29 protein-coding genes are annotated in these 26184 nt (G+C 43.6%); 19 read left to right on the forward strand and 10 right to left on the reverse strand.

Going from position 1 to position 26184, the window contains the following annotated elements; genetic code table 11:
- Window positions 1–15 precede the first annotated feature (15 nt).
- The 3 genes from CRO17_RS02365 to CRO17_RS02375 are packed head-to-tail and all read left to right on the forward strand — an operon-like array spanning window position 16 to window position 2513.
- Entirely contained in the window at window positions 16–825 is an 810-nt protein-coding gene (locus CRO17_RS02365) for a MetQ/NlpA family ABC transporter substrate-binding protein (protein ID WP_097038887.1), read from the forward strand.
- Window positions 826–837: 12 nt separating this feature from the next.
- A complete protein-coding gene (locus CRO17_RS02370; RefSeq protein WP_097038889.1) occupies window positions 838–1851 on the forward strand; it encodes a methionine ABC transporter ATP-binding protein in 1014 nt (337 codons plus the stop codon).
- On the forward strand, window positions 1848–2513 hold the full coding sequence (locus CRO17_RS02375; RefSeq protein ID WP_245864559.1) for a methionine ABC transporter permease: 666 nt from the start codon (window positions 1848–1850) through the stop codon (window positions 2511–2513). Before CRO17_RS02370 ends, CRO17_RS02375 begins: the two co-directional genes overlap by 4 nt.
- A gap of 48 nt (window positions 2514–2561) precedes the next feature.
- Here CRO17_RS02375 and CRO17_RS02380 read toward each other — a convergent pair whose 3' ends face one another.
- Complete coding sequence (locus CRO17_RS02380; RefSeq protein WP_097038890.1) at window positions 2562–3560, reverse strand: inorganic phosphate transporter; 999 nt, start codon at window positions 3558–3560, stop codon at window positions 2562–2564.
- 10 nt (window positions 3561–3570) lie between these two features.
- Window positions 3571–4188: a DUF47 domain-containing protein gene (locus CRO17_RS02385; protein WP_097038892.1), complete on the reverse strand. Its 618-nt coding sequence runs from the start codon at window positions 4186–4188 to the stop codon at window positions 3571–3573.
- A 184-nt stretch (window positions 4189–4372) separates the two neighbouring features.
- On the opposite strand from CRO17_RS02385, the gene CRO17_RS02390 reads away from it, so the two are divergent.
- A complete protein-coding gene (locus CRO17_RS02390) occupies window positions 4373–4669 on the forward strand; it encodes a HesB/YadR/YfhF family protein (protein WP_097038895.1) in 297 nt (98 codons plus the stop codon).
- A gap of 169 nt (window positions 4670–4838) precedes the next feature.
- Here CRO17_RS02390 and CRO17_RS02395 read toward each other — a convergent pair whose 3' ends face one another.
- The 3 genes from CRO17_RS02395 to CRO17_RS02405 all read right to left on the reverse strand — a co-directional run bounded on the left by CRO17_RS02395 (window position 4839) and on the right by CRO17_RS02405 (window position 5863).
- Window positions 4839–5123, reverse strand: a complete 285-nt coding sequence (locus tag CRO17_RS02395; protein WP_143595982.1) for a hypothetical protein — start codon at window positions 5121–5123, stop codon at window positions 4839–4841.
- Window positions 5038–5319 carry a peptidase dimerization domain-containing protein gene (locus tag CRO17_RS17995; protein WP_097038900.1) on the reverse strand — a complete coding sequence of 94 codons (282 nt, stop codon included), beginning with the start codon at window positions 5317–5319 and terminating at the stop codon, window positions 5038–5040. The genes CRO17_RS02395 and CRO17_RS17995 overlap by 86 nt, the downstream gene beginning before the upstream one ends.
- 124 nt (window positions 5320–5443) lie before the next feature.
- Window positions 5444–5863 (reverse strand): hypothetical protein, encoded by a 420-nt coding sequence (locus tag CRO17_RS02405; RefSeq protein WP_097038902.1) that lies wholly within the window; start codon window positions 5861–5863, stop codon window positions 5444–5446.
- A gap of 211 nt (window positions 5864–6074) precedes the next feature.
- Between CRO17_RS02405 and CRO17_RS02410 the strand changes: the two genes are divergently transcribed.
- The 12 genes from CRO17_RS02410 to CRO17_RS02465 all read left to right on the forward strand — a co-directional run bounded on the left by CRO17_RS02410 (window position 6075) and on the right by CRO17_RS02465 (window position 17342).
- Window positions 6075–6881, forward strand: a complete 807-nt coding sequence (locus tag CRO17_RS02410) for a basic amino acid ABC transporter substrate-binding protein (protein WP_097038905.1) — start codon at window positions 6075–6077, stop codon at window positions 6879–6881.
- An 81-nt stretch (window positions 6882–6962) separates the two neighbouring features.
- Window positions 6963–7676, forward strand: a complete 714-nt coding sequence (locus CRO17_RS02415; RefSeq protein WP_097038907.1) for an amino acid ABC transporter permease — start codon at window positions 6963–6965, stop codon at window positions 7674–7676.
- Window positions 7615–8337 (forward strand): amino acid ABC transporter ATP-binding protein, encoded by a 723-nt coding sequence (locus tag CRO17_RS02420; protein ID WP_097038908.1) that lies wholly within the window; start codon window positions 7615–7617, stop codon window positions 8335–8337. Before CRO17_RS02415 ends, CRO17_RS02420 begins: the two co-directional genes overlap by 62 nt.
- A 469-nt stretch (window positions 8338–8806) precedes the next feature.
- Window positions 8807–9583, forward strand: a complete 777-nt coding sequence (locus CRO17_RS02425; protein WP_097038910.1) for an ABC transporter ATP-binding protein — start codon at window positions 8807–8809, stop codon at window positions 9581–9583.
- Window positions 9570–10385, forward strand: coding sequence for an ABC transporter permease (locus tag CRO17_RS02430; RefSeq protein WP_097038912.1), 816 nt, complete (start codon window positions 9570–9572; stop codon window positions 10383–10385). The genes CRO17_RS02425 and CRO17_RS02430 overlap by 14 nt, the downstream gene beginning before the upstream one ends.
- An 11-nt stretch (window positions 10386–10396) precedes the next feature.
- Window positions 10397–11401 carry an ABC transporter substrate-binding protein gene (locus CRO17_RS02435; RefSeq protein WP_097038913.1) on the forward strand — a complete coding sequence of 335 codons (1005 nt, stop codon included), beginning with the start codon at window positions 10397–10399 and terminating at the stop codon, window positions 11399–11401.
- Window positions 11402–11575: 174 nt separating this feature from the next.
- A complete protein-coding gene (gene zupT / locus CRO17_RS02440; protein ID WP_097038915.1) occupies window positions 11576–12376 on the forward strand; it encodes a zinc transporter ZupT in 801 nt (266 codons plus the stop codon).
- 72 nt (window positions 12377–12448) lie between these two features.
- Window positions 12449–13405 (forward strand): aminopeptidase, encoded by a 957-nt coding sequence (locus CRO17_RS02445; RefSeq protein WP_097038917.1) that lies wholly within the window; start codon window positions 12449–12451, stop codon window positions 13403–13405.
- Window positions 13406–13791: 386 nt separating this feature from the next.
- Complete coding sequence (locus CRO17_RS02450; protein WP_097038919.1) at window positions 13792–14916, forward strand: ABC transporter ATP-binding protein; 1125 nt, start codon at window positions 13792–13794, stop codon at window positions 14914–14916.
- Window positions 14917–14992: 76 nt separating this feature from the next.
- A complete protein-coding gene (locus tag CRO17_RS02455) occupies window positions 14993–15505 on the forward strand; it encodes a YfiT family bacillithiol transferase (protein WP_097038921.1) in 513 nt (170 codons plus the stop codon).
- A 109-nt stretch (window positions 15506–15614) separates the two neighbouring features.
- The gene (locus CRO17_RS02460; RefSeq protein WP_097038923.1) at window positions 15615–16400 is read left to right on the forward strand and encodes an SDR family oxidoreductase; all 786 of its coding nucleotides are present in this window, start codon (window positions 15615–15617) and stop codon (window positions 16398–16400) included.
- 39 nt (window positions 16401–16439) lie between these two features.
- Complete coding sequence (locus CRO17_RS02465; protein ID WP_097038925.1) at window positions 16440–17342, forward strand: NAD(P)/FAD-dependent oxidoreductase; 903 nt, start codon at window positions 16440–16442, stop codon at window positions 17340–17342.
- Window positions 17343–17360: 18 nt separating this feature from the next.
- On the opposite strand, the gene CRO17_RS02470 is transcribed toward CRO17_RS02465, so the two are convergent.
- Genes CRO17_RS02470 through CRO17_RS02485 form a run of 4 tightly spaced genes read right to left on the reverse strand, consistent with a single transcriptional unit; the run spans window position 17361 to window position 22535 of the window.
- Window positions 17361–18512 carry a mannitol-1-phosphate 5-dehydrogenase gene (locus CRO17_RS02470; RefSeq protein WP_097038927.1) on the reverse strand — a complete coding sequence of 384 codons (1152 nt, stop codon included), beginning with the start codon at window positions 18510–18512 and terminating at the stop codon, window positions 17361–17363.
- Window positions 18512–18943 (reverse strand): PTS mannitol transporter subunit IIA, encoded by a 432-nt coding sequence (locus CRO17_RS02475; RefSeq protein WP_097038929.1) that lies wholly within the window; start codon window positions 18941–18943, stop codon window positions 18512–18514. Before CRO17_RS02475 ends, CRO17_RS02470 begins: the two co-directional genes overlap by 1 nt.
- Window positions 18944–18945: 2 nt before the next feature.
- Window positions 18946–21036 (reverse strand): BglG family transcription antiterminator, encoded by a 2091-nt coding sequence (locus CRO17_RS02480; protein WP_097038931.1) that lies wholly within the window; start codon window positions 21034–21036, stop codon window positions 18946–18948.
- A gap of 17 nt (window positions 21037–21053) precedes the next feature.
- Window positions 21054–22535: a PTS mannitol transporter subunit IIBC gene (locus tag CRO17_RS02485; RefSeq protein WP_097038933.1), complete on the reverse strand. Its 1482-nt coding sequence runs from the start codon at window positions 22533–22535 to the stop codon at window positions 21054–21056.
- A 309-nt stretch (window positions 22536–22844) separates the two neighbouring features.
- On the opposite strand from CRO17_RS02485, the gene motA reads away from it, so the two are divergent.
- The 3 genes from motA (at window position 22845) to CRO17_RS02500 (ending at window position 25391) form a co-directional block, all read left to right on the forward strand.
- On the forward strand, window positions 22845–23636 hold the full coding sequence (motA, locus tag CRO17_RS02490; RefSeq protein WP_097038936.1) for a flagellar motor stator protein MotA: 792 nt from the start codon (window positions 22845–22847) through the stop codon (window positions 23634–23636).
- Entirely contained in the window at window positions 23633–24454 is an 822-nt protein-coding gene (gene motB / locus CRO17_RS02495; protein ID WP_097038938.1) for a flagellar motor protein MotB, read from the forward strand. Before motA ends, motB begins: the two co-directional genes overlap by 4 nt.
- A gap of 136 nt (window positions 24455–24590) precedes the next feature.
- On the forward strand, window positions 24591–25391 hold the full coding sequence (locus CRO17_RS02500; RefSeq protein WP_097038940.1) for a hypothetical protein: 801 nt from the start codon (window positions 24591–24593) through the stop codon (window positions 25389–25391).
- Here CRO17_RS02500 and CRO17_RS02505 read toward each other — a convergent pair.
- Window positions 25388–26179, reverse strand: coding sequence for a histidinol-phosphatase HisJ family protein (locus CRO17_RS02505; protein WP_097038942.1), 792 nt, complete (start codon window positions 26177–26179; stop codon window positions 25388–25390). The genes CRO17_RS02500 and CRO17_RS02505 overlap by 4 nt on opposite strands.
- Window positions 26180–26184 lie beyond the last annotated feature (5 nt).

Consider the following 26184-nt stretch of genomic DNA (forward strand, 5'->3'; position numbering starts at 1 on the left):
AAAGGGGAGATAAACATGAAAAAAATCTTAAGCTTCGGACTTATTGGACTATTAGCATTATTTTTAGCAGCTTGCGGCAATGACACTTCTGGTGCACTAGCAGAGGACAAAATCTTGGTAGGAGCTACTGGCGGACCGCATGAGCAAGTGATGGAAAAGGTAAAAGAACTTGCAGCTGATGAAGGAATTGAAGTAGAAATTAAAACGTTTAACGACTACAATACGCCAAACAGTGCATTAGATGAAGGAAGTCTGGATGCCAACAGTTACCAGACGTTGACCTTCCTGGAAGATCAGAAAGAAAATAAAGGCTATGAACTAACAGAAGTATTCAAAACACTAACGTTTCCAATGGGTATCTACTCTGAAAAGGTTAAAGACATTTCAGAACTAAAAGAAGGCGATAAAATTGCTGTACCGAATGACCCGGCGAACGAATACCGCGCACTGAAATTATTTGAACAAGCTGGTGTGTTAAAAGTTGATCCGGAAGCAACGAATACGGCAACTGCAAAAGATGTAGTGGAGAATCCGCTTAATCTGGAAATCGTAGAATTGGATGCGGCACAATTGCCAGCGCAATTGGGAGAAGTTCAAGCAGCAACAATTAATACAAACTTTGCAATGGGTGCAGGATTAACAATTAAGGATGATGCCATCTTTGCTGAAGATACAGAGAACAATCCATGGTCTAACTACTTTGTTGTTCGAACAGCTAATAAAGATGATGAGATTGTAGGCAAGCTGAAAGATATCTATCAATCTGATGAAATGAAACAATTTGTAGAAGAAGAATTCAGCGGATCTGTCGTTCCAAGCTGGTAAGGGGGAAGTGAATTGATCGAATTAATGAATGTAACCAAAACCTTTACCACTGGCAAGAAAACTGTGGAGGCATTGAAAGATGTCTCCCTAAGAATTAAAAAAGGTGAGATCTATGGCGTGATCGGATTCAGCGGAGCAGGTAAAAGTACCCTGATCCGCTGTACTAACTTACTGGAACGTCCGACCGAAGGAGAAGTACTGATAGACGGAGTAGATCTTACGAAGCTAAAAAAAGGGCAGCTGCGCAAAGAGAGAAGCAAAATCGGTATGATCTTCCAGCATTTTAATTTGCTTTCGACAGCCACTGTATACGAGAATGTAGCTCGTCCGCTGAAGCTTAGTAAAGTTCCCAAACACGAAATCAACGAGCGCGTGGAGAAGTATTTGAAAATTGTCGGACTGGAAGAAAAGCAACATGTATATCCAGCTCAATTATCTGGCGGACAGAAGCAGCGGGTAGCAATTGCTAGAGCGCTTGCTCAGGAACCAGAGGTCTTGTTAAGTGATGAAGCAACTAGTGCGCTAGATCCAAATACGACTTCCTCGATTTTAGAACTGCTGCTGCGTGTGAATAAAGAATTGGGGATCACGATCTTCTTGATTACCCATGAATTGGATGTTATTCAGCGCATTTGTGATCGTGTAGGTGTTATGCATCAAGGAGAGTTAGTGGAAGAAGGCTCGGTGATTGATGTGTTCACAAAGCCGCAGCACCCGCAGACAAAGGACTTTGTCTTTGACGATGCTAACTTCAAAGTTCCGGATAGCATCAAGAAAGGACTTAGCGCAACAGGTCGGATTATTTCGCTTACCTTCATTGGTAGTTCTTCCAGTGAGCCTTTTCTTGCAGCGATTACAAAGAAATACGAGGTCGTTCCAAGTATATTAGCAGGCGGAATTGATCAGCTGAAAGCAAACTCCGTTGGGAAACTGCTCATTCATCTGCAAGGTGATACTGCTGAAGTTGAGAAAGCTATCTCTTACCTAGAGGAACGTGAGATAACGGTTGAGGAGGTGGCGTCATGATAGCGGAATTCTGGACAGAGTGGGGTGCTGATATTACGCAAGCGCTATGGGAAACCATCTTGATGACAGCCATCCCATTGGCAATATCAATTGTAGTTGGACTTCCTTTAGGTATTCTGCTCGTAATGACACGTAAAGGCGGCCAGGCAGAAAATCGGGCATTTTATTCGATTGCGAATGCTATTATAAATGTTATTCGTTCGATACCGTTCATTATCCTTCTGTTTCTATTAATTCCGGTAACGCGGTTTGTAGCTGGAACAACAATTGGGGTGGAGGGAGTTATTCTGCCTCTTGTTGTTTATACAGCACCTTATATTGCTCGTTTAATGGAATCGGCGCTGCTGGAAGTGAACAAAGGCGTTATAGAAGCGTATGAATCGATGGGCATCCCTACAATAAAAATAATCTGGAGTGTTATTGTCAGAGAAGCACGCTCTACCATTATCCTTGGTTTGACAATTGCTACAATTGGTTTAATTGGAGCTACAGCAATGGCGGGACTTGTTGGTGCCGGAGGACTTGGTGATTTGGCTTATCAATATGGACATTTACGTTTTGAGCCTGTCGTAATGTATGTGGTTATTATTGTCCTGATTGTACTGGTACAAGCGATGCAAACAGTGGGTAATATTTGGGCAAGGAATTTGCGTAAAGATTAATAGGCTAAGAAAAAAGCACGCTTGGCTGGTCCAAGCGTGCACTTCTTTTTAGAAGAAAATATTCAAGATGGCATACATTAATGCTCCTAAGCTAGCCGTAATTGGTAACGTGATAACCCACGTAATAACCATACGCTTGGCAGTCCCCCAGTTAACTCCTTTACGACGGTGTGCAGATCCTACCCCCATGATAGAAGAGGAAATAACATGCGTCGTACTTACTGGCAAGTGGATAAAGGTTGCACCAAAGATAATGAATGCTCCAGTTAAATCGGCAGCTACACCGTTTACTGGACGAATTTTCATGATTTTACCGCCAACTGTTTTAATAATCTTCCAGCCGCCGATAGAAGTACCAAGTCCCATTGCAGTCGCACAGGATGCTTGCACCCAAAGCGGAATATCGCTTGATGTATGAAGCCCAGCAGTAATCAAGGCCATCGTAATGATTCCCATCGCTTTCTGCGCGTCATTCGTACCGTGGGTAAACGACTGAAGTGCAGCAGTCAAGATCTGTACCCGGCGGAAGTTTTTGTTTGTTTTCGGCAGGTTTTTCTCCCGGAAGATCAGTTTAATGATGTTATATAAAATAAAACCTACAACAAAAGCAAGGATTGGAGAAAGAATCAATGCTTGCAAAATCTTTATAAACCCGCTGCCGTTTAAAGTAGCAAAACCGCTGGAAGCAATGACTGCTCCGGCTAAAGCACCAATGATAGCGTGAGAGGAACTGCTTGGTATACCGTAATACCAAGTAATTAAGTTCCATGCAATCCCGGCTATTAGAGCTGCTAAAATTACGACAGATCCATTTACAATATTATCAGGATTGGCGATATCACTTGTAATCGTCTTTGCAACTCCAGTAAAAGTCATTGCACCGACGAAATTCATGATAGCTGCCATAATGATTGCATGTTTTGGTTTTAAAGCCTTGGTAGAAACAGATGTTGCAATCGCATTGGCTGTGTCATGAAATCCGTTGATAAAGTCGAAAGCAAGAGCAAATATGACAGTTAGAATGGTGATTAGTAATAATACATCCATTAGTTATTCCTCACGCATTCTTCATGATAATGGTTTCAAGATTGTTTGCTACAGATTGGCAGCTATCCGCAATCTCTTCCAGGATATAGTAAAGCTCTTTGTATTGAATAACCTTAATCGGGTCTTTTTCATTTTGGAAAAGCTGCTTTAAAGACTTACGGAAAATTGTATCGCAATTTTGCTCATGCTCTTTAATCTTAATAGCATGTGCTTGAATGTCTTTTAGTTTATTTAGGGAAAGCAATTCAATTGTTGTCATAATTTCTTTAGCGCAAGAGCGAATTTCACCTGAGAATTGATCAATATAACTGTCGGAAGAATAAATGCCATAAGTATCCATCATCCCAGAGAATTCTTCCATCCCATCAAGGACATCGTCTAAGCTATTTGTCAGCTGCAAGATATCTTCTCGTTCGATAGGTGTGATAAAGGCATGGTTCAGTTCTTTAATAATTGTATGTACAAGCTGGTCACCTTTTGTTTCATATTCCTTCAGCTTATTTGAGAACTCAGAAAGGGTAGATTCGTCCTTCACTTTATACGTAACAAAGTAATCTGCAGTATTATCAATATTCTTTGCGATATCGGTAAGCAGCAAAGAAAACTTGTCTTGTTTCTTCTTGAACATTACTTAACCTCCGAATGGTGTTTGAATAAGTTACTTTCAGGGAATAGTAAATATTATTTTTTTGTAAACTACCCCTAAAAGATTGTAAACTTTTTATTAATAATTATCAACGACTTCGTTTGATTTTTGTCGAATGAGGTACATGCTGTCACTATTTGTTATAGTTGTATAAAGGGGTGAAATTATGCAAATATCTATTACTAAACCAGCTTCAAACTGGTTTATTCAAGAAATGGACCTTGAACCCGGCAGTGCAGTACGTTTTTATGTGCGTTATGGCGGATTTGGAGGCATTAAAGAAGGTTTTTCACTTGGCATATCTGCAGAGCAGCCAAATGATCCGATTTCGAGTGTGGAAGTACAAGGTATTACATACTTTGTTGAGCGGTCGGATGCATGGTATTTTGAAGGTGTCGACTTGAGTGTGAAATATTCACGTAAATGGGACGATATTCAGTACGATTATCCTTCGCATGCCTAAAAAATAGCAAAAGCCGTGCTGGCTTTTGCTTATTTTTTTCTCGGACTGGAAGTAAAGGATGCACTTTATCTTTTTACCGGTCTTCCCTAGCAGAACTAAAAGGATTCACTGCGGACCGTAAAAAGCGTCTGTTTGATCATAAAACTGTTCTGATGTATGATGTCCGCCGCTATTTCCGCCACCGCCGAGTGCGAGAGGGTACATTCGCATCTGTACTGAGCGGTTCCTCCATTGTAACTTCTATACGAAGAAAGTCAGCAGCGCGCAGGGCAATTTGGCGAATTGGAGCATCTTCAGCCTGACTCCCAGCTGGTCTGTCTCCGACAAGTTCTGCTGAAACAGTGATACTGCCTGGCTGCACGCAGGCTTCAATTTCCTTTCGAGCTGCATTGTGAATAAGTACTAATCCTCCAACTCCGTAAGTGGTTGGCTGGAAATAGAAAACGTAAATCAAGCTGAAAGTCTGCATCTGAAGTAATTGTATTAATTAATGTGCCGCCATGGATTGTTCCTGCATTATAAGTTGTTTTCGGATTCTGAGGTACAGTCATAGATGCCAATGCAGCAATAGCGCGTCCTGCTGCATGGATAGCACTTGAGTTGCCAAATTCTCCGAAGCTATGTCCGCTCTTGGCTGCCCACGCCGCAATAAATCAAGTCACCAGGAGCTCCCGGCTTACAGAGATAAGCCATCCACATTTGTAGAACCTCTTCATTCCGCGTAGATCGTCTAAATCTTCTTCTCCAACATCTGCAAGAAAAATAATATTATCTTCATCGAATGACCGCAATAAGGGAAGAAGTACAGCCAAGCCGCGGCCATCGTCTCCATTGCCGGTGCATAAACGATACCATCCTCCACCCGGGCGGCTGCATTGGTCCCAGCAGGGAAGACAGTATACAGGTGGGCAGCGATAATAACAGACGGTCCATTCCCTGTGCCTTTACGAATACCGTATACATTTCTACGCTATCCGTTTTTAGGTTATCCAAGCTGAAAGCCGCCAGTTTGTCTTTGAAAAAAGCAGCTTGATTCGCTTCATGAAAAGGAGGAGATTCCACTTCAGTTACTTCCATCTGATCTTTCGTTGTTGCCTCATTATCCTGTTTAAGGAAGAAAAGCGCTTCTCGGAATTGCTGCAAATCCAAGAGCTGTTCAAATTCCTTGGCGAATATGGAATGAGGTGGGTGCATAGGTATCCCTTGCTTTCCTTTATATACATGCACTGTATCATAAAATCATAATTTACTGATAATTTAAACGTGGAAAATAATTAAAAAGAAACGATTAGTTCTATTTTTATATTTACAAGACATAAGATGTTATGTAGAATAAATGCATAGAAATGAATAATTATAGATTTTAATGCAAGTTTACTAAATAGATAGAAAAGGGAGATAGACAATGAAAACAGTTAAGAAGCTTATGCTAGTTACTGGACTTTTTAGTGTTATATTTTTAAGCGCATGTGTATCTAATAATGAATCAAGCGGTTCAGGCAAGGAGACGCTTACTTTCGGTACAGAAGCAACATTTGCTCCTTTTGAATCGATGGAAGGTGACAAGGTTGTCGGATTTGATGCCGATTTGCTCGATGCTGTTATGAAAGAAGCTGGGCTTGATTATGAATTTAAAAATACGGGCTGGGATCCAATGCTTGTTGGTGTAAAAGATGAATCACTGGCTGGAGGCGCAGCTGGTATCACAATCACGGATGAGCGTAAAGAAACGTATGATTTCTCTGCCCCTTATTTTGAAGCAATGCAAACTATTGCAACGACAGAAGGCACAGATATTCAATCAGCTGAGGATATTAAAGGCATGAAAATCGGTGTGCAGAATGGTACAACAGGTGACAGCGCCGCACAGCAGCTTGTTGGCGAGAACAGCACAGACATTTCCAAATATGAGTCTTCGGCAGCTACAATGATGGCATTGCAGAATGGCGACGTTGAAGTGGTCATAACGGATAACGGTGTTGCACAGCATTATGTGAAAAACAATCCGGATGCCAATCTTACATTAATAGATGATAAAGATAGCTTTGAGCAGGAATATTACGGCATCCTGCTTCCAAAGGGCAGTGAACATAAAGAAGCAATAGATGAAGCAATGCAAACGATTATGGAAAACGGGACATACGAAGAAATATATTCAGAATGGTTTGAAGGCACACCTGATATCGAGGCGTTAGAAAGTGCACAGCCATAACTAGTTCCCTTATAGCGTAACGATGATATCCGTTACGCTATATTTACGTTTTGTTTTATAAGTTATACTGAGGTGAGAGAAATGGATTTCAAATGGGAAATTGTTATTGAATATTTGCCTTTCTTTATGAGAGGACTTGGGTATACAATCCTTGCATCGCTGATAGGATTCGTAGTTGGGGCTATCATCGGTTTAGTAATTGGGATGGGAAAGAGTTTATCCAATCCGATACTTAGATTGCCGTTCATTTGGTATGTGAATGTTTTCAGAGGTACACCGCTGCTCGTACAAATCTTCTTAATTCATTTTGCAGTTATGCCTATTTTCATAAAACCGCCAGAACCATTGATATCACTTATTGTCGCATTGGCGCTTAATTCAGCCGCATATATCGCGGAGATTTTCCGTGCCGGTATTAATTCCATTGATAAGGGACAGCGGGAGGCAGCCTACAGCTTAGGTATGAGTCATGCACAAGTGCTGCGTCACGTTATACTGCCTCAGGCTTTTAAACGAATGATTCCGCCGCTTGGAAACGAATTTATTGTGCTTGTGAAAGATTCTTCGCTAGGAGCCGTTATTGCAGCTCCGGAATTGTTCTATTGGGGGAAAGTTGCAGTCGGATCTTATTCCAGAGTTTGGGAGCCTTACTTGTCTGTTGCTGTTTTATATTTTGTTGTTTGTTTAGTATTATCATATGTACAGAGCTTTTTAGAAAGGAAGTATGCAACAGATGATCAGCGTAAAAAATCTAAAAAAGTCGTTCGGCGAGCTCGAGGTGCTGAAGGACATTAACGTCGAAATACAAGAAAAAGAAGTTGTTGTTGTAATTGGGCCATCTGGTTCCGGCAAATCTACCTTCATTCGCTGTCTCAATCGCATCGAAGATATAACAGATGGCCACGTTTATATAGAAGGAACAGATATATCAAACAAAAAAGTGAACATCAACAAAGTACGGACGGATGTCGGCATGGTATTCCAGCAGTTTAATTTGTTCCCGCATAAGACGGTATTGCAAAATATTATGCTGTCACCAATGGTTGTCCGTAAATGGAAGAAGAAAGAAGCAGAAAACAAAGCGCTGGCATTACTGCGTAAAGTAGGATTAGAAGACAAAGCGCATGTATATCCGGATTCGCTTTCCGGCGGACAGAAGCAGCGTGTCGCAATTGCCCGTGCATTATGCATGGAACCAAAAGTCATGCTGTTTGATGAACCAACCTCCGCACTCGATCCGGAGATGGTCGGTGAAGTTTTAGAAGTGATGAAGCAGCTAGCCCAAGAAGGAATGACGATGATTGTCGTTACACATGAAATGGGCTTCGCCCGGGAAGTGGGAGACCGTGTCCTGTTCATGGATGGCGGTTACATCGTTGAAGAAGCTAAGCCGGAAGAAATCTTCAGCAATCCAAAAGAAGAACGGACACAGGCATTCTTGAGCAAAGTTTTGTAATTAATATTCGTATAGAATCAATAGGGAAAAGCGAATCCGGACTTACACATGAACGATGAGTAATGTGTGAGTCTGGATTCTTTTGTGGAAGGATAGCTGTCGCGGCAGTCATTCTAGAGCTTTTTCTCCTTCTTAAAAAAGGTCGTCACATAATCTTACAAGTTTGCTGTCATGCAAGATTCCCTATGGTAAAGTTACATTAAGATTTTCGGGTAACAACGATGGTAACCAACAGGCAGCTTTCGTCATGTTCTCGGTTAATCCCTCTCATTTGCAAGCAGGATGCATTGTTCGGCTTGTTCTATAGCTTGTACAGGTGATGTGTTGCGTGGCATATCTGACTGTGCAGGCTTTTTTTTTTATGCTTTTTGCAGAAAATAAGAAACTTGTGCTGGACATGCTGTGAATTTGTCATCATTTACCGGGCGTTTGCGTATGATGGATTTATAGAAATGACAGGAGTGGCGCTATGTATAAATTAAAAGTCGTAGAAGCTAGCAAGATATTTAGACGTGACGGCCAGGAAGTAGTGGCTTTGCAGGAAACTACGATGCAAATCCCAGCGGGGCGTTTTGTCAGTATTATTGGCCCAAGTGGCTGCGGCAAATCGACACTCTTCAATATGATTGCTGGACTTATCAAACCGACTACTGGCGAGATTCTTTTAGACGACAAAAATATTGTCGGCAAGAGCGGATACGTTGGTTATATGCTGCAAAAAGACTTGCTGCTGCCATGGCGGACGATTTTAGATAATATCATTCTTGGCCTGGAGATTAAAGGAGTGTCAAAGCGAGATGCAAGGCAAAGAGCATTGCCGCTTCTAAAAAGATATGGTTTGGAAGGGTTTGAGGATAACTATCCGCCTGAGTTGTCCGGGGGGATGCGCCAGCGGGCGGCTTTGCTTAGAACGCTGTTGTATGACCAGGATATTATTTTGCTGGATGAACCATTTGGAGCACTGGATGCGCAGACAAGGTTGCAAATGCAGAGCTGGCTGTTGAAGATTTGGGAAGATTTTCAGAAGACGATTTTGTTTGTGACGCATGACATCGATGAAGCGATCTTTTTATCTGATGACATTTACGTGCTTTCCCAGCGTCCAGGTAAGTTGAAGGCGAAGGTTCACGTGGAGCTGGAGCGGCCGCGAGGAGAGGGGACGCTGCTGTCGAATGAATTTATCACACTAAAGCAAACATTGCTGGATTTGCTTAGAGAGGAACCAGATGAGAATGACACAGCCTGAGAAGAATCGGTATATCGAAGATGAGAAAAAACGCCGGCAGCGGATGAAGCGGATTGTTATAGCGGGGCAGCTTAGTATAGGTATTCTAGTAATTGTTTTATGGGAAGTTCTTACTCGTATAGGGGTCATGGATTCTTATTATTGGAGCAGTCCGAGCACAATCTATGAAACTGCTAAAGTTGCACTCCTGAAGGGAACGCTTTGGAGTGATTTGGTTTATACATCACTTGCAACACTAGCTGGCTTTGCTTCAGGTACATTTTTCGGTTCGCTGATTGGATTGTCTTTTTGGTGGTCTGCCTATTATTCCAGAATTTCAGAACCTTACTTGATTGCATTCAATGCCATACCCAAAATAGCACTTGGACCTGTTATCGTCATCTTATTCGGCATCGGCTTCTTTTCAAAAGTGATGCTGGCCTTCTTGATGACCGTCATTGTTACTGCACTTGCTGCTCATAGCGGAATTAAAGCAGTAGATGAAGATTTGGAGAAGCTGCTGTATTCCTTGGGAGCAAAGCGCAGACATGTATTTACCAAAGTAGTTGTGCCGACTGCGATGCCGTGGATTGTAAGCAGTTTGCGAATCAATATCGCTTTGGCGCTGGCGGGTACGATTGTCGGAGAATTTATTAGTTCCCGCCAAGGAATCGGACGAATGATTTTGTATGCAGGCCAAATATTGGATATTGACCTTGTGTGGGTCGGTGTTTGTGTGTTATCTATTTTATCGCTGCTTATGTACGCCGGGACAGTTAGTCTCGAGAAGCTGCTGCTTCGCGGGCAGGAACCAAAACAATAGGAGGTGTCTGCATGAAAAAGATCCGGTTACTAGGCATTCTGTGTTTGGCTGTTTTGCTGGGTATTGCAGGGTGTACAGGAGGAGAGAAAGAAGAAAAGTTAAAAAAGCTGACGATTGCAGAACCGGTGCATTTGACGGGCTATCTGCCTCTGTACACGGCAATTCATGAAGGATATTTTGAAGAAGAAGGTCTGGATGTAGAAGTCGTTACAGCAACTGGCGGAGCACATGTAACAACAGTTGTGAGCGGAGATGCCTGGGGCAATATAGCTGGTCCCGATTCAAATGCTTTAGCGAATATAGACAGCAAGGATCCAATCGTCTCTGTTGTCAATGTTGTTAACCGGGCCAATGTCTATTTGATGGCCGGCGGCGAATCGCCTCCTGCAGGCGCTTCTGATGAAGAGCTGGCTGCTTTTCTGCAAGGAAAAACAATTGCTGCAGGCCGCTTTGGAGGCAGTCCCAACCTCCTTACACGCTATTTAATCATGGAACTTGGCTTAGAGCCAGGGAAGGATGTTCTGCTAGAGGAACCCGCAGATGCAAGTGCTGTTGTCTCTTTAGTGGAAAACGGGCAAGCAGATATTGCAAATGGAGCAGAGCCGCAAATCTATGAAGGTATTGAAAAAGGCGTTTGGGGGGAACCTTTCTATGGATTCCCTAGCTTGGGTGATTACCCATACTCTGTTATTAGTGTGAAGCAGTCTACAATTGATGAAGATCCGGAAACAGTACAGAAATTTGTTAAAGCAATGACGAAAGCTTTAAAAACTGTCAACGAAGATGAAGAAGTCGGAATGCGGGTATTGAAGGAAGAATTCCCCACAACAGATGAAGCAAGTCTTCAAGCTTCCTTAGATCGGGCATACGCAGATAAGCTTTGGAGTGAGGATGGTTATATTACCGAAGAAGCTACCGATAAAACGATGGATGTTGTGACAAAGACAGGGGTTTATAAGGGAGACTATAAGTACGAAGAGCTAGTCAATATGGAGTTTGTCGAAACACTGAAATGACAAAGGCTGGCAACGAGATTGCCAGCTATTTTTTTGGAAACTTCCTAGATGCTTCACCATATAGTAGGAAGGGAAGAAGGGTTGTAATACTGCTTAAAAGTTTCTACTGTGAAACTTTATTGATATAGTGCATAATAAAAGAAACAGATGGACAGCAGAACGAGGAGGGCAATGATGGACGAAAATGTTTTACTGGCTCTAGGTTTAACACTGATGGCTGGCCTCGCCACTGGCATAGGCAGCTTGATGGGATTTTTTACTTCTACAACAAATACGAAATTCCTATCACTCAGTCTCGGTTTTTCGGCTGGTGTAATGATTTATGTCTCGATGGTGGAGATTTTCGTTAAAGCAAAGGATGCCTTGACGGGTGCGATTGGCGCACAAGCAGGCAACTGGGCGACAGTTGGTGGATTCTTCGGCGGAATGCTTCTTATCGCTCTAATTGATAAATTGATTCCTAATCAATCCAATCCGCATGAAGGCAAAAAAGTGGAAGACATGGACAATCAAGCGCACAACCAGGCCTTGCTAAAGATGGGAACTTTTACGGCACTCGCAATTGCTATTCATAATTTCCCGGAAGGTATCGCTACTTTTACGTCTGCGTTACAAGACCCATCACTGGGAGTAGCGATTGCCATTGCAATTGCCATCCATAACATACCAGAGGGGATTGCTGTTGCGGTTCCGGTATATTTTGCCACCAACAACAAAAAGAAAGCGTTCGGCCTTTCCTTCTTGTCTGGCCTTTCAGAGCCTGTAGGTGCTGTGCTGGCTTACCTTGTTCTTATGCCATTCTTAAACGACGTCATGTTCGGTGTGATTTTCGCAGCGGTAGCAGGTATTATGGTCTTTATTTCACTAGATGGTTTGCTGCCAGCGGCAAAGAAATACGATGAAGGACACACATCCATTTACGGATTAATCAGCGGTATGATGGTAATGGCTGTGAGTTTACTTTTATTTATCTAATTTTGAAAATCGTCTGCTTAATCAGGCGGTTTTCTTTGTGTATAATAGGAAGAAACAAGAGGAGGTGCCTTCATGGGGAGTAAGTTAGTGGAGAATAGCAAGAATGTACTGCGCAGCAGTTTGGCACTGAAAAAAGAGGAAACATTGCTTATTGTGACGGATGACAGCAAGAAAGAGCTGGCAGAAGCATTGTACGCAGCCGGCAGATCAATTGGAGCAGAAACGCTCATGCTTGTGATACAGGACAGAGAGAAGTCAGGAGAAGAGCCTCCAAGCGGCGTGGCAGAAGCAATGAAACATTGTGATGTAGCGGTCTGTATTACGGAGCATTCTTTAACACATACGACAGCCAAGAAAGATGCAGCAGCAGCGGGTGTCCGCGTCGCAACGATGCCAGGCATTACATATGATATGTTTCTGGAGGGAGCTATCAGCGCTGATTACGATACAGTAGAAAAACTGACATATAATGTTTCTCAAAAACTGGACCAAGCCCAAAAGGTTACCGTATCAAAAGGTGGAGAAGTGCTAACCTTTTCTATTCAAGGACGTAATGGTGTAGCTAGCACAGGCGTCTACCGTGAAAATGGGCAATCGGGTAATCTGCCTTCTGGAGAGGCATATATTGCACCGCTGGAAGGGACAGCATCTGGCCGAATTTGGATCGACGGCTCTATTTCCGGCCTGGGAAAAGCAGAAGAGCCAGTACTTCTTACAATCGAGGAAGGACTTTTGACAGCTGCCAGCGGACGGCAAGGAGAGAGACTGCTTCATATGCTTGGGGAAGGAGAAGGACGCTGTGTAGCTGAGTTTGGCGTTGGTACCAATGAAAAAGCGCGAATTACCGGTAACGTATTGGAAGACGAAAAAGTATACGGAACCATCCACATTGCATTTGGCAGCAACAACACATTCGGCGGAACAATTGCGGCAGGCGTCCATATTGACTGCGTCGTAAAAGCACCAACTGTCCATCTGGATGATACGCTTCTGCTTGAAGAAGGCAATATGGTGAAGCGGGGACAATAGTCTTTTTAGCTAATAAATATGGTAAGCATCGCTTCAAAAATACACTCCGCTATCTTAAAGGCTGCTCGCGTTTAAAACTAGTTCGTAATTTTCTATAGCCTCTTGTGTAGGAGGGAGTTCAACCAACTCAGGAAAAATGTGGAGATTCGGCGGGCAGCGCGAGTTAAGTGCCTAACAGCGGTGAAATTTCGGCGAGAGCTGAGGCTGTGCCCGCATAAAGCGGAGTATTGCCGAAGTGGTAGTTCTTACACTGCATGTTTCTTATTAACCATATTTGTTTTTAACATTCCGCACAATAAAAGCGCTTACATTTTGTGCAACTGCCAAATAGCAATTACAGGAGAAACACGGTAAAGTAAGAGTATACAATAAAGGAGGCGCTTACATTGGCAAAGCTACAGTTGAACGGTATCCAGAAGGTCTACGACAAGAATGTTACGGCGGTTGAAGATTTTAACCTAGAGATAGATGATAAAGAATTCATCGTGTTCGTCGGTCCCTCCGGTTGCGGAAAATCAACCACATTACGAATGATTGCCGGCCTGGAAGAAATCTCTGGCGGTGACTTCTATATAGACGGAGAACGTATGAATGATGTCCCGCCGAAAGACCGGGATATTGCAATGGTATTCCAGAACTATGCGTTGTATCCGCATATGAATGTATACAATAACATGGCATTCGGCTTGAAATTGCGTAAATACAAAAAAGATGAGATAGACAGACGTGTACAGGAAGCAAGCCGTATTCTTGGGCTGACAGATTACTTAAACCGAAAACCGAAAGCGCTTTCCGGCGGTCAGCGCCAGCGTGTTGCGCTTGGTCGCGCGATTGTCCGAGACGCAAAAGTTTTCCTTATGGATGAGCCGCTTTCCAACTTAGATGCCAAACTCCGTGTACAGATGCGAGCAGAAATCCAAAAGCTGCATCAGCGCCTTCAGACGACCACAATTTATGTTACACATGACCAAACGGAAGCGATGACAATGGCAAGCAGACTAGTTGTGATGAAAGATGGGATCATCCAGCAAGTAGGGGCACCAAAGGATGTTTACGACAACCCTAACAATATGTTCGTTGGCGGTTTTATTGGTTCTCCATCTATGAACTTCCTCAACGTTACTATTCAGGAAGGCAAGGCCAAGCTTGGCAATGTGACGTTCCAGCTTCCGCCGGCAAAAAGAAAAATGCTGCAGGATGCAGGCTACGGCAACGGAGAGATTGTGATGGGAATCAGACCAGAACATATCCACGATGCTGACTACGAGGAAAGTCTTGCACATGCACATGAAGTAGAAGCAACGATTGATGTAGTTGAATTAATGGGTGCGGAGAGCTTCCTGTATGCAAGTGTTGAAGGAGAAGAATTTGTAGCACGTGTTGATGCCCGCTCGGATATTAAAGGCAAAGATAAGCGCACATTACTATTTGATATGGAACAAGTGCATTTCTTCGATAAAGAAACAGAAGGCCGGATTACAGCACCCAATGCTGCTTCGCAAGTATCCTGACTTAAAAAAAGACTGTACCTACTCGGTACGGTCTTTTTTCTGTTAAAATTAGTTAAAAGAGCGGGGAGGTAATCAGATGGACAGAAGACATCCGATTGGGCAGTTTCGTGTAGAGGGAGATAGTTCAGCATCACAGACAAAACAATGGATAGAAGAAATAGATCAGCTTCCAAAACAGGTGTGCGAGCTGGTAAACAAGCTTTCAGAACTCGAGCTTCAACGTACCTACCGAGAACGAGGATGGAATATTAGGCAGCTTGTGCATCATTTGGCTGATAGTCATCTGAATTCCTTTGTACGTTTCAAACTGGCGTTAACAGAAGAAAAACCTGTTATAAAACCATACGATGAGGCGAGCTGGGCACAGCTGCCTGATTATGAAATGCCTGTGCAGTCCGCCCTGGACTTGCTTGCTTCCATTCACCGTAAATGGGTTGTTCTGCTGCGCACGCTCACCCCGGCGCAGCTTCAGCGAACATTTATTCATCCGGGGACAAGAGAGGAAGTCAGCCTGAAAGAGAATATAGGTATCTATGCTTGGCATGGCAAACATCATTTGGCACATATTCATTTAGCTTTAAAAGATTAACGACATGGAGTGTATCTCAGCAGATACACTCTTTTTTTATACAGAAAGGGTTTTACTTCATAGAGAGTAAGGAAATAACTAGTAGATACATAAAGGAGTGGATGACGGGATGGAAGCATCGCTGGATGGAAAAGTGGCAATTGTGACCGGAGCAGGCTCAGGTATTGGAAGAGCCGCGGCAGCCATGCTGGCGGCCAAAGGTGTGCGTGTAGGTCTTTTTGACATGGATGAAGACACTGTAAAGGATGCGGCTGCTGATATCGAGGCTGCAGGCGGATCAGCAATTGCATCAACAGTAGATGTTACTGACAGCCAGCAGCTGAAACAGATGTTTAAACAAACGATTGATCAATTTGGGCAGCTGGATATTGTGTTTGCTAATGCAGGTATTAATGGGACACTTTCCCCGATTGAGCATTTGCCGGAAGAAGACTGGGACCAGACGCTTGGTACAAATGCGAAGGGTACCTTTCTGACACTAAAGAACGCCATTCCTTACATGAAAGAAAAAGGCGGCAGTGTCATCATTACCAGTTCAATAAATGGTAATCGTACGTTTTCAGGCTTTGGTATGAGTGCTTATAGTGCCTCCAAAGCAGCGCAGACAGCTTTCGGGAAAATGGCTGCGCTTGAGCTGTCGGCATATGGTATTCGGGTGAATGTCGTATGTCCGGGAGGCATTGAGACGAACATTGAAGAGAGAACAGAAAAGGATACAGCGCATTTAGCGGAGATAGAAATTCCGAAAGTTTTCCCTAAAGGGCAGCATCCGCTGAAAGGAAAACCTGGAAAACCGGAAGATGTAGCGTCCATTGTCTGCTTTCTAGCGTCAGACGCAGCCGGTCATATGTCAGGAAGTGTTCTATATGCTGACGGAGCGGAAACACTGCTGTAGAGTGTGCAATGAAAGGATTAATAGGAGGGGTGCAAGTATATGCATGATGTAATTATAATAGGCGGCGGAATCGCAGGAGTTCAAGCTGCCATCCAATTTGGCCGATATAAGCGAGATGTCCTGCTGCTGGATAAACGAAATGATGGCAGATCACATTGGTGTCAAAGCTACCATAACTTAATTGGCTGGCCGGATGGTGTATCAGGAAATCATCTGCTGAAACTTGGGCGAAAACAAATAGATACTTATGGCGGTATTCGTGTCGAGCAGCAGGAGGCAGTGGAAGTGGAAAAGTGGAAACACGGCTTCACAGTCAAAACTGCTGATGGGCAATCCCATGATGCAGCATTGCTTTTGTTTGCTACTGGAATAACAGATCGGATCCCGGTTAAAGGTTTGTATCCATTGCTTGGAACAGATGTATATGTTTGTCCGGATTGTGATGGGTATGAGATAAGCGGCAAGCGAACGGTGGTCGCAGGTACTGGTGAAGCGGGAGCGGGATTAGCAGTGATGCTGACATACTGGTCTGATGATGTTATTTTCATCAATCATGAAAAAGAACCTGTGAGTGAGGAAACATTTGAAAAGCTGAAGCTGCATTCCATTGAATATTATGAACAGTCTATTGAAGAGGCAGTGCTAGATGAAAGTGGCGGCTTAGAAGGATTTCGCCTGACAGATGGAGAGAAGCTGTGGGCAGAGAAAGCTTTTGTGGCATTTGGGAAGAATCGGGTGAACAGTAATTTGGCAGCGTCTTTAGGTGTGGAGCTTCATAAAAACAATCATATTGAAAACAACCCCCGTACGAAAGAAACGAACGTAGAAGGTGTGTGGGCGGCCGGTGATGTAACCGTGCATTCTGAGCAAGTCAGCATTGCTATGGGAGATGGGATGCAGGCAGCGATTTGGATGCAAAAGCGGCTGCTGAAAATGAAGTGAAGAGAAAAGACAGAGCGTTTAGACTCTGTCTTTTTGCTGTTCATATTTCTTTATCGCTTGCTGTACAAGCGCACTGTCTTGGGTTTGCCCGCTAATGCTGGCTAACGTTGAAGCAGCACCTTCTGACTTAATGCGCTCCTGTAATTCAGCTGCTTCCTCATCATCAGCTGGATTGAAATGTAAGGCATAAGCAATGGTAGTCAGCAATGCATCAGCAGTTTTCCCTTGCTCCAATAAAGCTTGAGTCGGATACACGAGTCTGTCTTTCGGACCAAGCTTACGGATTGGCCCGCGTCCTACACGCGTGACGAGATCGGAAATGTATGGATTTTGGTAACGCTGCAGGATTTTTGTGATATAGTGATTCAAATCGTCTTCCTGGAAGTTCCATTTATCTTTCAGTAGTGCGCTAGTTTCTTCTAAAGCATGCTTAGCTAATGTTAGAATTTCTTCATCTTGGATAGCCTCGATAATTGTGCTATAGCCTTTGGCATATCCTGCATAGGCTATAGCGGCATGTCCTGTATTAACAGTGAGCAGCTTTCTTTCAATATAAGGATCCAGATTATCGACAAAAGTAATTGCTTCGATAGCAGGAAGCGCACCTTGCCAATTTTTCTTCTCTACAACCCACTCAAAGTAAGGCTCAACTTGTACTGTCAGCAAATCCTGCTGTTCTTGGATCGGAACAATCCGGTCGACTGCTGCGTCACAGAACGCTGTATAGCTTTCAACTTGTTCCTTGTCCTGTTCATCAATATGCGGCATAACGAATTCACGTAATTGGCTGGAACCGCGAATCATATTTTCACAAGCAATTACATGAACTGGCTTTGGCTGCTTCGCATGTTGAACAAGTCCTTTTGCTATAACTGGGGCCACATGAGGCAAGATGGACGGACCAACAGCAGTCGTAATAAGATCGGCTTCAGCAATTGCTTTGACGACAGCTTCTTCTTCGGTAGTACTGTTTAAAGCCGTAACCCCGGTAATCGTTTCGGAATGCGCTTCTTCCTGGGCATAAACAACTTCATATTGCTGCCTTTCCTTCAGGGCAGAAATGATATCTGCATTGACATCAGCAAAAGTTACATGGATATCTGCATGAGAGAGAAGGGCGCCGATAAAGCCTCGTCCGATATTGCCTGCTCCGATGTGTACGCTTTTCATTATGCATCCACCTCAGAGAACATATCTATAATCTCTTGTTTGCTTGTCGCGCTAACAAGCTTATCGATGTTTTCCTCCTCTGAGCAGACAATAGCAATCTGCGAAAGAATATCTAAATGTTCATTGTTTTTCCCGGCAATACCGAAGACAAGTTTTACTTCATTTCCTTCAAATGTCACACCCTCTGGTGCTTGAATGACAGAGATTCCGGAAGCAATCACTTCATCTTTGGCATCTTCTGTACCATGCGGAATGGCAACAAAATTACCCATATACGTGGAAGTCAATGCTTCACGTTCGATCATTTTATCCACATAGGTTGCGTTAACATAACCATTATCCACAAGAATCTGACCGGCTTTGCGAATGGCATCTTCCTGATCTGTTAATTTTGTGTTCATTAGAATATTTGCTTCTTGTAATACTTGCATGATTACCCTCCTAAGTGATCTGTGAATTGCTGGATGTGGGCAGTGAGCAGCTGCGCCAATTCCTTGCTGAGTGCCTTTTGATCCGCTGAACGAATCAGTGGCTGGATATGCTCTTCTAATATAAAACTTGAGATTTTACTGAACAGCTCATAACAGCTCAAAGGCAAATTGTCCGGTGCAGCAAGGATGAACAGGCGGTCTGCCTTCATCACCCGGTTGTCCATCCCCTTAATTGAAATAGGGGAGGATAGCGCCATCATCCAAAATGCAGGCTGTGCTATATCATTGTTTCGGCTGTGATACAGCGCCATCCGTGTGTCAGGAATACCCATACCGCCAAGCTCTTCACGATTGTGCAGAAGCTCAGCGAGCGTTCCTTTTGCTTTAATAATCGACTGTTCAGCAGCCTGCTGTTCTATATATGCAAATAAATCAGTCTGACTTTGATAAGCGTTATCGATGAAAAAGCGCTTCCACAGTATGCGCGATACTGCTGCCAGTGTTTGAAGCTCTGCCAGTTTTGGCTCAAAAGCAGCTGTTTCCGGCTTCATAGATGATGCTGTTCTGGCAGGTGTTATCTGCTTTCGTTTCGTATAAATGGTTGGCAGCTCCTGCTGAATGAAAGCGTCCATCCGTTTCACATCCGGGGAAGGCAGCAGCGGATTGACAAGCAAGTAGGGCTTGTTGAATTGATCAAGGCTAATCGTCGATACGAGCAAGTCAAATTTGTCTGGCTCTATGTCTTTTAGTTCTAAATAAGACGATAATGTGACCTGTGTGATCTCCGGGAATTCATTCTGCAATCTGCTAGCCAGCATTTTTGAAGTGCCAATTCCGCTTGCGCAAACAACTAAAGCGTGTAGTCGTTGCCTGCTGCGCTGCCGCTCCTTTGCAGAAGCAAAGTGCAGCGCCAAAAAGGCAACTTCTCCTTGTCCGAAATGAAAGGCAGGAAAGACAGCTTCCAAAGCCTCACGGACTGCTGCAACAACTTCCTTGTAATCGTGTTCAATTTTCTCAGTGAGCGGATTATAAGTCTGAATGCCTTCTCGCGCCCGGCTGATGGCTGGTTCGATATGGGTGAGCAAGCTGTCGGTAAATGCTTCATCCTTTTCAAGCTGCGGCAGCTTGATGGCAGCGGCAACGAGCTGAATGAATGCTTGAACTTGCAGTTCGAACAGCGGGTCAGAACGATGCATGGTTTCGTTCCGTTTAGCACCTTGAATTTGAACAGCAATGCAGCCGATTTCGGACGTGGAAAAGCTAAGGGACAAGCTAGTTTCCAATTCCCTGCTAAGTGCAGCAGCAATCGTATATTCTTCTGTTTTTTGTAAAGATTTCAGCAGCGGAGGGGAGAGGCTGACGAACCGCCCCTGTTTGATCCGCTGAATGGTAATGCTGATATAGGTGATTAGCGCGACATAAGCATTATCTGCGATCGAGTAAGACAGTTTTGCGACATGCTCCATGACATATTTCTCGACTAACGTCATCTGCTGTTCTTTGATAAATTGCTGCAGAAACTGGTGCAAGTTTCGTTCTTCATAATCATTTGTAAATGTATATATAGATGCTTGATCCAGCTGTTCCATCGTAAGCTGAACAAGTGCTTTTCGTTTTTCGTTCTCTTCGCCTTCCAACTCAACGCCGACACCGCGGCGCCTGGTGATGGTTAGCATGTACACCGCCAGTTTTGCCTCCAATGCATCTAAATAGAGGGAGACAGCTGTTTTTGACAGCTGTACTTTGTTTGCCAAAAAAGCGGCCTTAACCGGCTCCGAAGCTCCTACTAACAGAAAGAGTAAGTGGAGCAGCCTTTCTTCTTGGGTCGTGTCTACCTCAACCGCTTCATGCAACTGCTTCTGTAAGGTTTCCATCTGATCAGAATCTCCTTCTACGCGAATACCAGAACCAGTGACACGAAGTAAAGATAGTTCATACTCGGCAAGTGTCCGTTCCACCTGTTTCAATTCCCGATGAATAGTTCGAGAGCTGACATGTAATAACTCTGCCAGCTCTCGAATGGAGATGAATTGGTGTCTGGAACGCAGCAATTGCAGGATGATTCTTCTCTCTCTGCTGCTAACCAATTCCAAATCAAATCACTCCCTGCTTATTGGTGCTTCTTTAAATTCTCAATCAGTTCAGCGTATTTCGGACTGTTCAAGAAGTTTTCTACAGAGATGTGCTCCGCACCTGGTCGTTTATTACGTGCGCGGTCTGTTAAGTTCTTTTGTGTGATCACAATGTCTGCATCGTCTTGGATGTTAGAGATAGCAGCATTGTCTACATGAACATCCAATCCAGCATCTTTCATTTTCTTACGAAGTAGGGAAGCGCCCATTGCGCTGGAGCCCATTCCGGCATCACAAGCAAAAGTAATCTTGTTTACATTGCTGTAATTGAAAGCCTCCCTGCTATTGTCTGCATGTTCTGGAGCTGTATCCAAATTCTCAGCAGCATCATCTGCTGCACCGCCAGATTGATTAATACCCACGGCAGCTGCAGGCTTCGTACCTTTCATTTCTTTTGATTTCGCAGTTGCTTCCTCGATATCTGTTTCTGCATTTTTACTGCTCTTCATGATTACAGCAGAGATTGCGAAGGATACAGCTGCTGCACCAAGAATACCTAGTGCCAAGCCAAGATAGTCACTTGGATTACCCATTAGGAAAATCGCGATAACACTACCAGGTGAAGCTGCCGCACGAAGACCAACATCCATCAGGGAGAAAATAAGTGTTCCAGTTACTCCGCCGCCAATAGCTGCAATAATCAAGAATGGCTTCATCAGAATATAAGGGAAGTAGATTTCATGTATACCACCCAAGAAGTGGATGATTGCTGCACCTGGTGCAGACGCTCTTGCACTTCCTTTTCCAAATACTATAAAAGCGAGCAGGATACCTAGTCCTGGACCAGGATTCGCTTCTAATAAAAATAGGATGGATTTACCGACTTCTGCCGATTGTTCCAGACCAAGGGGGGTGAAAATACTATGGTTGATTGCATTGTTTAGGAACAATACTTTTGCTGGTTCGATCAAGACATTGACAAGTGGCAGAAGACCGAGTCCTACAAGCCAGTCAACGCCAGATGACAATACATTTGTCAATCCTTCAAGAAGCGGACCAACGAAATAGATAGCACCAATTGCTAAAGCACCGCCGATAATACCGGCAGAGAAGTTATTAACGAGCATTTCGAACCCGGAACGTACTTTAGATCCAACATATTGGTCAAATAACTTAATGGCATACCCGCCAAGCGGACCCATTGCCATTGCGCCTAAAAACATTGGCGTATCCGGAGAACCAACGATCGCTCCCATGGTAACGATTGCGCCGACAACCCCGCCTCGAATATCGTGTACAAGACGGCCGCCCGTGAAACCAATTAACAGTGGCAAAAGATAAGTGATAGAGGGACTTACGATAGCTGCGATTGTTTCGTTAGGAAAATATCCATCAGGAATAAATAAAGCTGTAATAAGACCCCAAGCAATAAATGCGCCGATGTTCGGCATAACCATGCTGCTTAGATAGGAGCCGAACTTCTGAACGCGAGCGCGGACACTGGTTTTTTCCTGTGCCATGCTGTTTCCTCCTTTTATAAAAACAAATTAATTTGTAAGTGCTTACTTTTATCTTACGTCCTATGTATGCGATTTCACAACAGAAACAAACACCACCTTTGTCACATGTATTCCTGCCAATGGTGTCTAATGTTATGTATTTGCTTAGGTAGAAGGACGCACCTTATACTGTCGAATAGAAATATGACACTTCTGTTACTATTAGCCTTCTCAACTGGAAAAGAAACGTAAAGTTTATTAAAAAAGATACAGATTTCTGGAATGTATCCGATATAAGGAGTAATCAAACTAATTTAGGAGAATGGAAATATGGATAAATCTTCACTAATTGGTGTCATATTAGGTCTGGTTGCGGTTGGTGTCGGAATGGTATTGAAGGGTGTCAGTCCTGCTGCGCTTATTAATCCTGCTGCCATCCTGATCATTCTAGTCGGTACGGCTGCATCCGTAACACTAGCTTTTCCAGGGAACGAATTAAAACGATTTCCTAAGTTGCTCGGAGTTGTATTTAAAAGCAAACAGCAATTTGATACGAAAGAACTTGTCAGCATGTTTTCTGAATGGTCTCAGATCAGCAGAAAAGAAGGATTGCTGGCATTAGAAAACAGTACGCGTGATATAGAGGATGACTTTCTTCGAAACGGCTTAAGCATGGCTGTCGATGGAGAATCACCAGAATATATCCGTAATGTGCTGAATGAAGAAGTAGATGCCTTGGAAGACCGTCATGCAATTGGAGCTGCTATCTTTACTCAGGCAGGTACTTATGCACCTTCACTAGGCGTACTAGGCGCTGTTATTGGACTAATTGCAGCACTTGGCGATATATCAGATATTGATAAGTTAAGCCACGCTATTGCAGCGGCCTTCGTTGCCACGTTGATGGGAATTTTCATGGGGTATGTTATTTGTCACCCTATTGCCAACAAGCTGAAACGAAAAACACAGCAAGAAGTGCAGCATAAGCTGTTGATGGTAGAAGGGATTCTTTCCATTTTGGAAGGGGAAACACCGCGAATGCTTGAGCAGAAGCTGCTCGCTTACCTGCCGAGCAAAGAAAAAGCGGAGTTTGGCGATGCAGAAGAGGAAGTAGCGGTATGAGCAGGAAGCGCAAGCACAAAAAACACGAAGAACATGTCGACGAATCCTGGCTTCTTCCTTATGCGGATCTTCTGACCCTGCTGCTGGCGCTTTTTATTGTCTTGTTTGCAACAAGTTCCATCGACGCGCAGAAATTCAATAAAATATCCGATAGCTTCAGCAGTGTGCTGCATGGCGGAGAAGGATTATTGGAGTCAAATACGAGCATGACGTCTGGAAATGAGACAAGTTCTACAGTTACTGACCCGATTAACGAGGAAGAAAAGAAAGAAGAGACAATAGAGGCTGCTGTTACACCAGAGGTCAGTGAAGAAGAAAAGAACAAAGCTGCTCTCGAAGCGGCAGAGCGGGAAGAACTGCAGCAGATTCAAGAAAAAATCGAAACATACATTAAAGATAAAGATTTGAGTAATAAGTTTTCCGCGGATTTGACAGATGAGGGACTGCTGTTAACGATTAACGATAACGTCTTATTTAATTCCGGCAGCAGTGAAGTGAGTGTAAATGACGAAGAAATTGCCAGGGAGATTTCCGATCTGCTTGTGATGGATCCGCCTCGAGAAGTAATCATTAGCGGACACACCGATAACGTCCCGATTAGTACATCTTCCTATCATTCTAACTGGGAACTCAGTGTCATGCGCTCCGTTAATTTCATGAAGGTTGTATTAGAAAATGACAAGCTTGACCCGCGTTGGTTTAGCGCCAAAGGCTATGGAGAGTTCAAACCAATTGCCTCAAACGATACAGCTGAAGGCAAAGAGAAAAACCGTCGCGTGGAAGTATTAATTCTTCCGCGAACAGCAAAGACCGAATAACAGTCCTGACGGGCTGTTATTTTTTTAATTCTATGTCATGAAAATGCTTACACTGGAATAGTGGAATAAGGTAGGATTGAGATAGGGTGATTTGTGAAATAATAGGTAATGAGCAGGAAAGAACGGAGGAAATCAGATGATTACGAAAGAATCTTTACCGCAGCCGGTGACAGAGGCGTCTGAGCGTAATCGGCAGCAGCAGGATGAACGTATGGACTTATGTCCCGCAGTTTATAAGGAGAATAAAATACCGGTGCATTATTATTTTATTTATATGCCCAGTAATGATCGATTGCTAGTCGCAGAGGACGGCAGAGTGCCGGCAGAGCATGAAGTAGAAGAAATGGCAGGTCGGTACTATCGATATATGACGAGCGTACAGACTATTCAGCGTTTGACTTCTGATAATGGGGTCAGGCTGACAGATAAACGTTACCATACGTTTCAGGACTTATTGGAGAATGTTGAAAAAAACGTCATGCATTTAGCGACAGAAATGATTCAGCAATCGTTTTCCCGGTTCTCTGATTTATTGAATACAATTCGGGACCAGCAGCTAATCATATTGAAGCATACTGACGAAGCAGAAAAGCTAATGAACGATACCCTTGAAAAAGGTACGTTTACAACAGAAGAGCTGGAATTAATGGAGAAGCATGTGAATCAAATTATACAAGCGCAATACACAATTGCGCAGAAGAAACAGGAGACGATGGACAGTCAAGCAGAAGTATTTGAATTCTTTAAAGAAGAAATGTGGCTTGATTTGAAGCTGATGACGTATTATGTTCGACTTCGCCACTTACGAAAAGAACTTTGGAGGGAAGATGAAGCTGTCATGAAAAATCCTGACCGTCCAGCATTGCTGCCGTCCAGCCAGGATGATCAATTTGTTGCGTTTATTAAACATAAACTGCGAAATGAGAGAAAAATTTAGCTTAAAGGCACAGCTTTCGGCTTGCGGTTTTCAAATTGGTGAATATGAGTAAAACCGCATTGCCGCGCAATTTGCGCGGCTTCTTTTATTCCAGCGCCGACTGTTTCTGCTTTATGAGAATCCGAACCCAGAGTCAAGATTCTGCCGCCTAAGTCGTGATAAAGCGATACAATTTGCGGAGTCGGCATCGCTTCACCAAGTGAGCTGCGCATGCCGGATGTATTAATTTCTATCCCAATACTGCGCTGAATCGCTTTCTCCAGAATGGCAGCGATTTGATCTTTGTGCTGCTCAAAAGAATAGATATCATGACCTTCTTGGACAGCATACCGCTTCATCAGATCAATATGTGCCAAAACATCGATATCTGCATCTGATACAAGCTTGTACATCTCTGCAAAATAGTCTTGATAAAATGTCTCTGGATTAGCGCGCAGATGCAGACGCAGCTTTTGGTTGCCGATATTATGCACAGAACCCATGATGAAATCGAAAGGAACAGGCTGAAGCGCTTTTTCATAAACATCCATCATCAAATGCGGTTCGCACAGCTCGATTCCCATTTTGATGGACAGCTGATCGCCAAATTGTTCCCGTGATGCAGCAATGTCTGCTTGGTATTTAGTAAAATCCATATGACCATAAGTAGGCGCCAAAGGATTGACAGAGTAATGTTCGGTAAAGCAAATTTCTTTAATTCCTTTGCTGATTGCTTCCTTGCAGACATCTTGCATGACTGCTTTAGAATCAATCGAGTTGTTCGTGTGATGATGGTAATCCATATACATGTCGC

The organism is Terribacillus aidingensis, from assembly GCF_900215625.1.
In the GTDB taxonomy this organism is placed as follows: domain Bacteria; phylum Bacillota; class Bacilli; order Bacillales; family Amphibacillaceae; genus Terribacillus; species Terribacillus aidingensis.

What these genes read in the sequence shown, in the direction of transcription:
- CRO17_RS02365 (WP_097038887.1), top strand. Translation starts at nt 16, where the DNA reads ATGAAAAAAATCTTAAGCTTCGGACTTATTGGACTATTAGCATTATTT.
- CRO17_RS02375 (WP_245864559.1), top strand. Translation starts at nt 1,848, where the DNA reads ATGATAGCGGAATTCTGGACAGAGTGGGGTGCTGATATTACGCAAGCG.
- CRO17_RS02380 (WP_097038890.1), bottom strand. Translation starts at nt 3,560, where the DNA reads ATGGATGTATTATTACTAATCACCATTCTAACTGTCATATTTGCTCTT.
- CRO17_RS02385 (WP_097038892.1), bottom strand. Translation starts at nt 4,188, where the DNA reads ATGTTCAAGAAGAAACAAGACAAGTTTTCTTTGCTGCTTACCGATATC.
- CRO17_RS02390 (WP_097038895.1), top strand. Translation starts at nt 4,373, where the DNA reads ATGCAAATATCTATTACTAAACCAGCTTCAAACTGGTTTATTCAAGAA.
- CRO17_RS02405 (WP_097038902.1), bottom strand. Translation starts at nt 5,863, where the DNA reads ATGCACCCACCTCATTCCATATTCGCCAAGGAATTTGAACAGCTCTTG.
- CRO17_RS02410 (WP_097038905.1), top strand. Translation starts at nt 6,075, where the DNA reads ATGAAAACAGTTAAGAAGCTTATGCTAGTTACTGGACTTTTTAGTGTT.
- CRO17_RS02415 (WP_097038907.1), top strand. Translation starts at nt 6,963, where the DNA reads ATGGATTTCAAATGGGAAATTGTTATTGAATATTTGCCTTTCTTTATG.
- CRO17_RS02420 (WP_097038908.1), top strand. Translation starts at nt 7,615, where the DNA reads ATGATCAGCGTAAAAAATCTAAAAAAGTCGTTCGGCGAGCTCGAGGTG.
- CRO17_RS02425 (WP_097038910.1), top strand. Translation starts at nt 8,807, where the DNA reads ATGTATAAATTAAAAGTCGTAGAAGCTAGCAAGATATTTAGACGTGAC.
- CRO17_RS02430 (WP_097038912.1), top strand. Translation starts at nt 9,570, where the DNA reads ATGACACAGCCTGAGAAGAATCGGTATATCGAAGATGAGAAAAAACGC.
- CRO17_RS02435 (WP_097038913.1), top strand. Translation starts at nt 10,397, where the DNA reads ATGAAAAAGATCCGGTTACTAGGCATTCTGTGTTTGGCTGTTTTGCTG.
- zupT (WP_097038915.1), top strand. Translation starts at nt 11,576, where the DNA reads ATGGACGAAAATGTTTTACTGGCTCTAGGTTTAACACTGATGGCTGGC.
- CRO17_RS02445 (WP_097038917.1), top strand. Translation starts at nt 12,449, where the DNA reads ATGGGGAGTAAGTTAGTGGAGAATAGCAAGAATGTACTGCGCAGCAGT.
- CRO17_RS02455 (WP_097038921.1), top strand. Translation starts at nt 14,993, where the DNA reads ATGGACAGAAGACATCCGATTGGGCAGTTTCGTGTAGAGGGAGATAGT.
- CRO17_RS02460 (WP_097038923.1), top strand. Translation starts at nt 15,615, where the DNA reads ATGGAAGCATCGCTGGATGGAAAAGTGGCAATTGTGACCGGAGCAGGC.
- CRO17_RS02465 (WP_097038925.1), top strand. Translation starts at nt 16,440, where the DNA reads ATGCATGATGTAATTATAATAGGCGGCGGAATCGCAGGAGTTCAAGCT.
- CRO17_RS02470 (WP_097038927.1), bottom strand. Translation starts at nt 18,512, where the DNA reads ATGAAAAGCGTACACATCGGAGCAGGCAATATCGGACGAGGCTTTATC.
- CRO17_RS02475 (WP_097038929.1), bottom strand. Translation starts at nt 18,943, where the DNA reads ATGCAAGTATTACAAGAAGCAAATATTCTAATGAACACAAAATTAACA.
- CRO17_RS02485 (WP_097038933.1), bottom strand. Translation starts at nt 22,535, where the DNA reads ATGGCACAGGAAAAAACCAGTGTCCGCGCTCGCGTTCAGAAGTTCGGC.
- motA (WP_097038936.1), top strand. Translation starts at nt 22,845, where the DNA reads ATGGATAAATCTTCACTAATTGGTGTCATATTAGGTCTGGTTGCGGTT.
- motB (WP_097038938.1), top strand. Translation starts at nt 23,633, where the DNA reads ATGAGCAGGAAGCGCAAGCACAAAAAACACGAAGAACATGTCGACGAA.
- CRO17_RS02500 (WP_097038940.1), top strand. Translation starts at nt 24,591, where the DNA reads ATGATTACGAAAGAATCTTTACCGCAGCCGGTGACAGAGGCGTCTGAG.
- CRO17_RS02505 (WP_097038942.1), bottom strand. Translation starts at nt 26,179, where the DNA reads ATGTATATGGATTACCATCATCACACGAACAACTCGATTGATTCTAAA.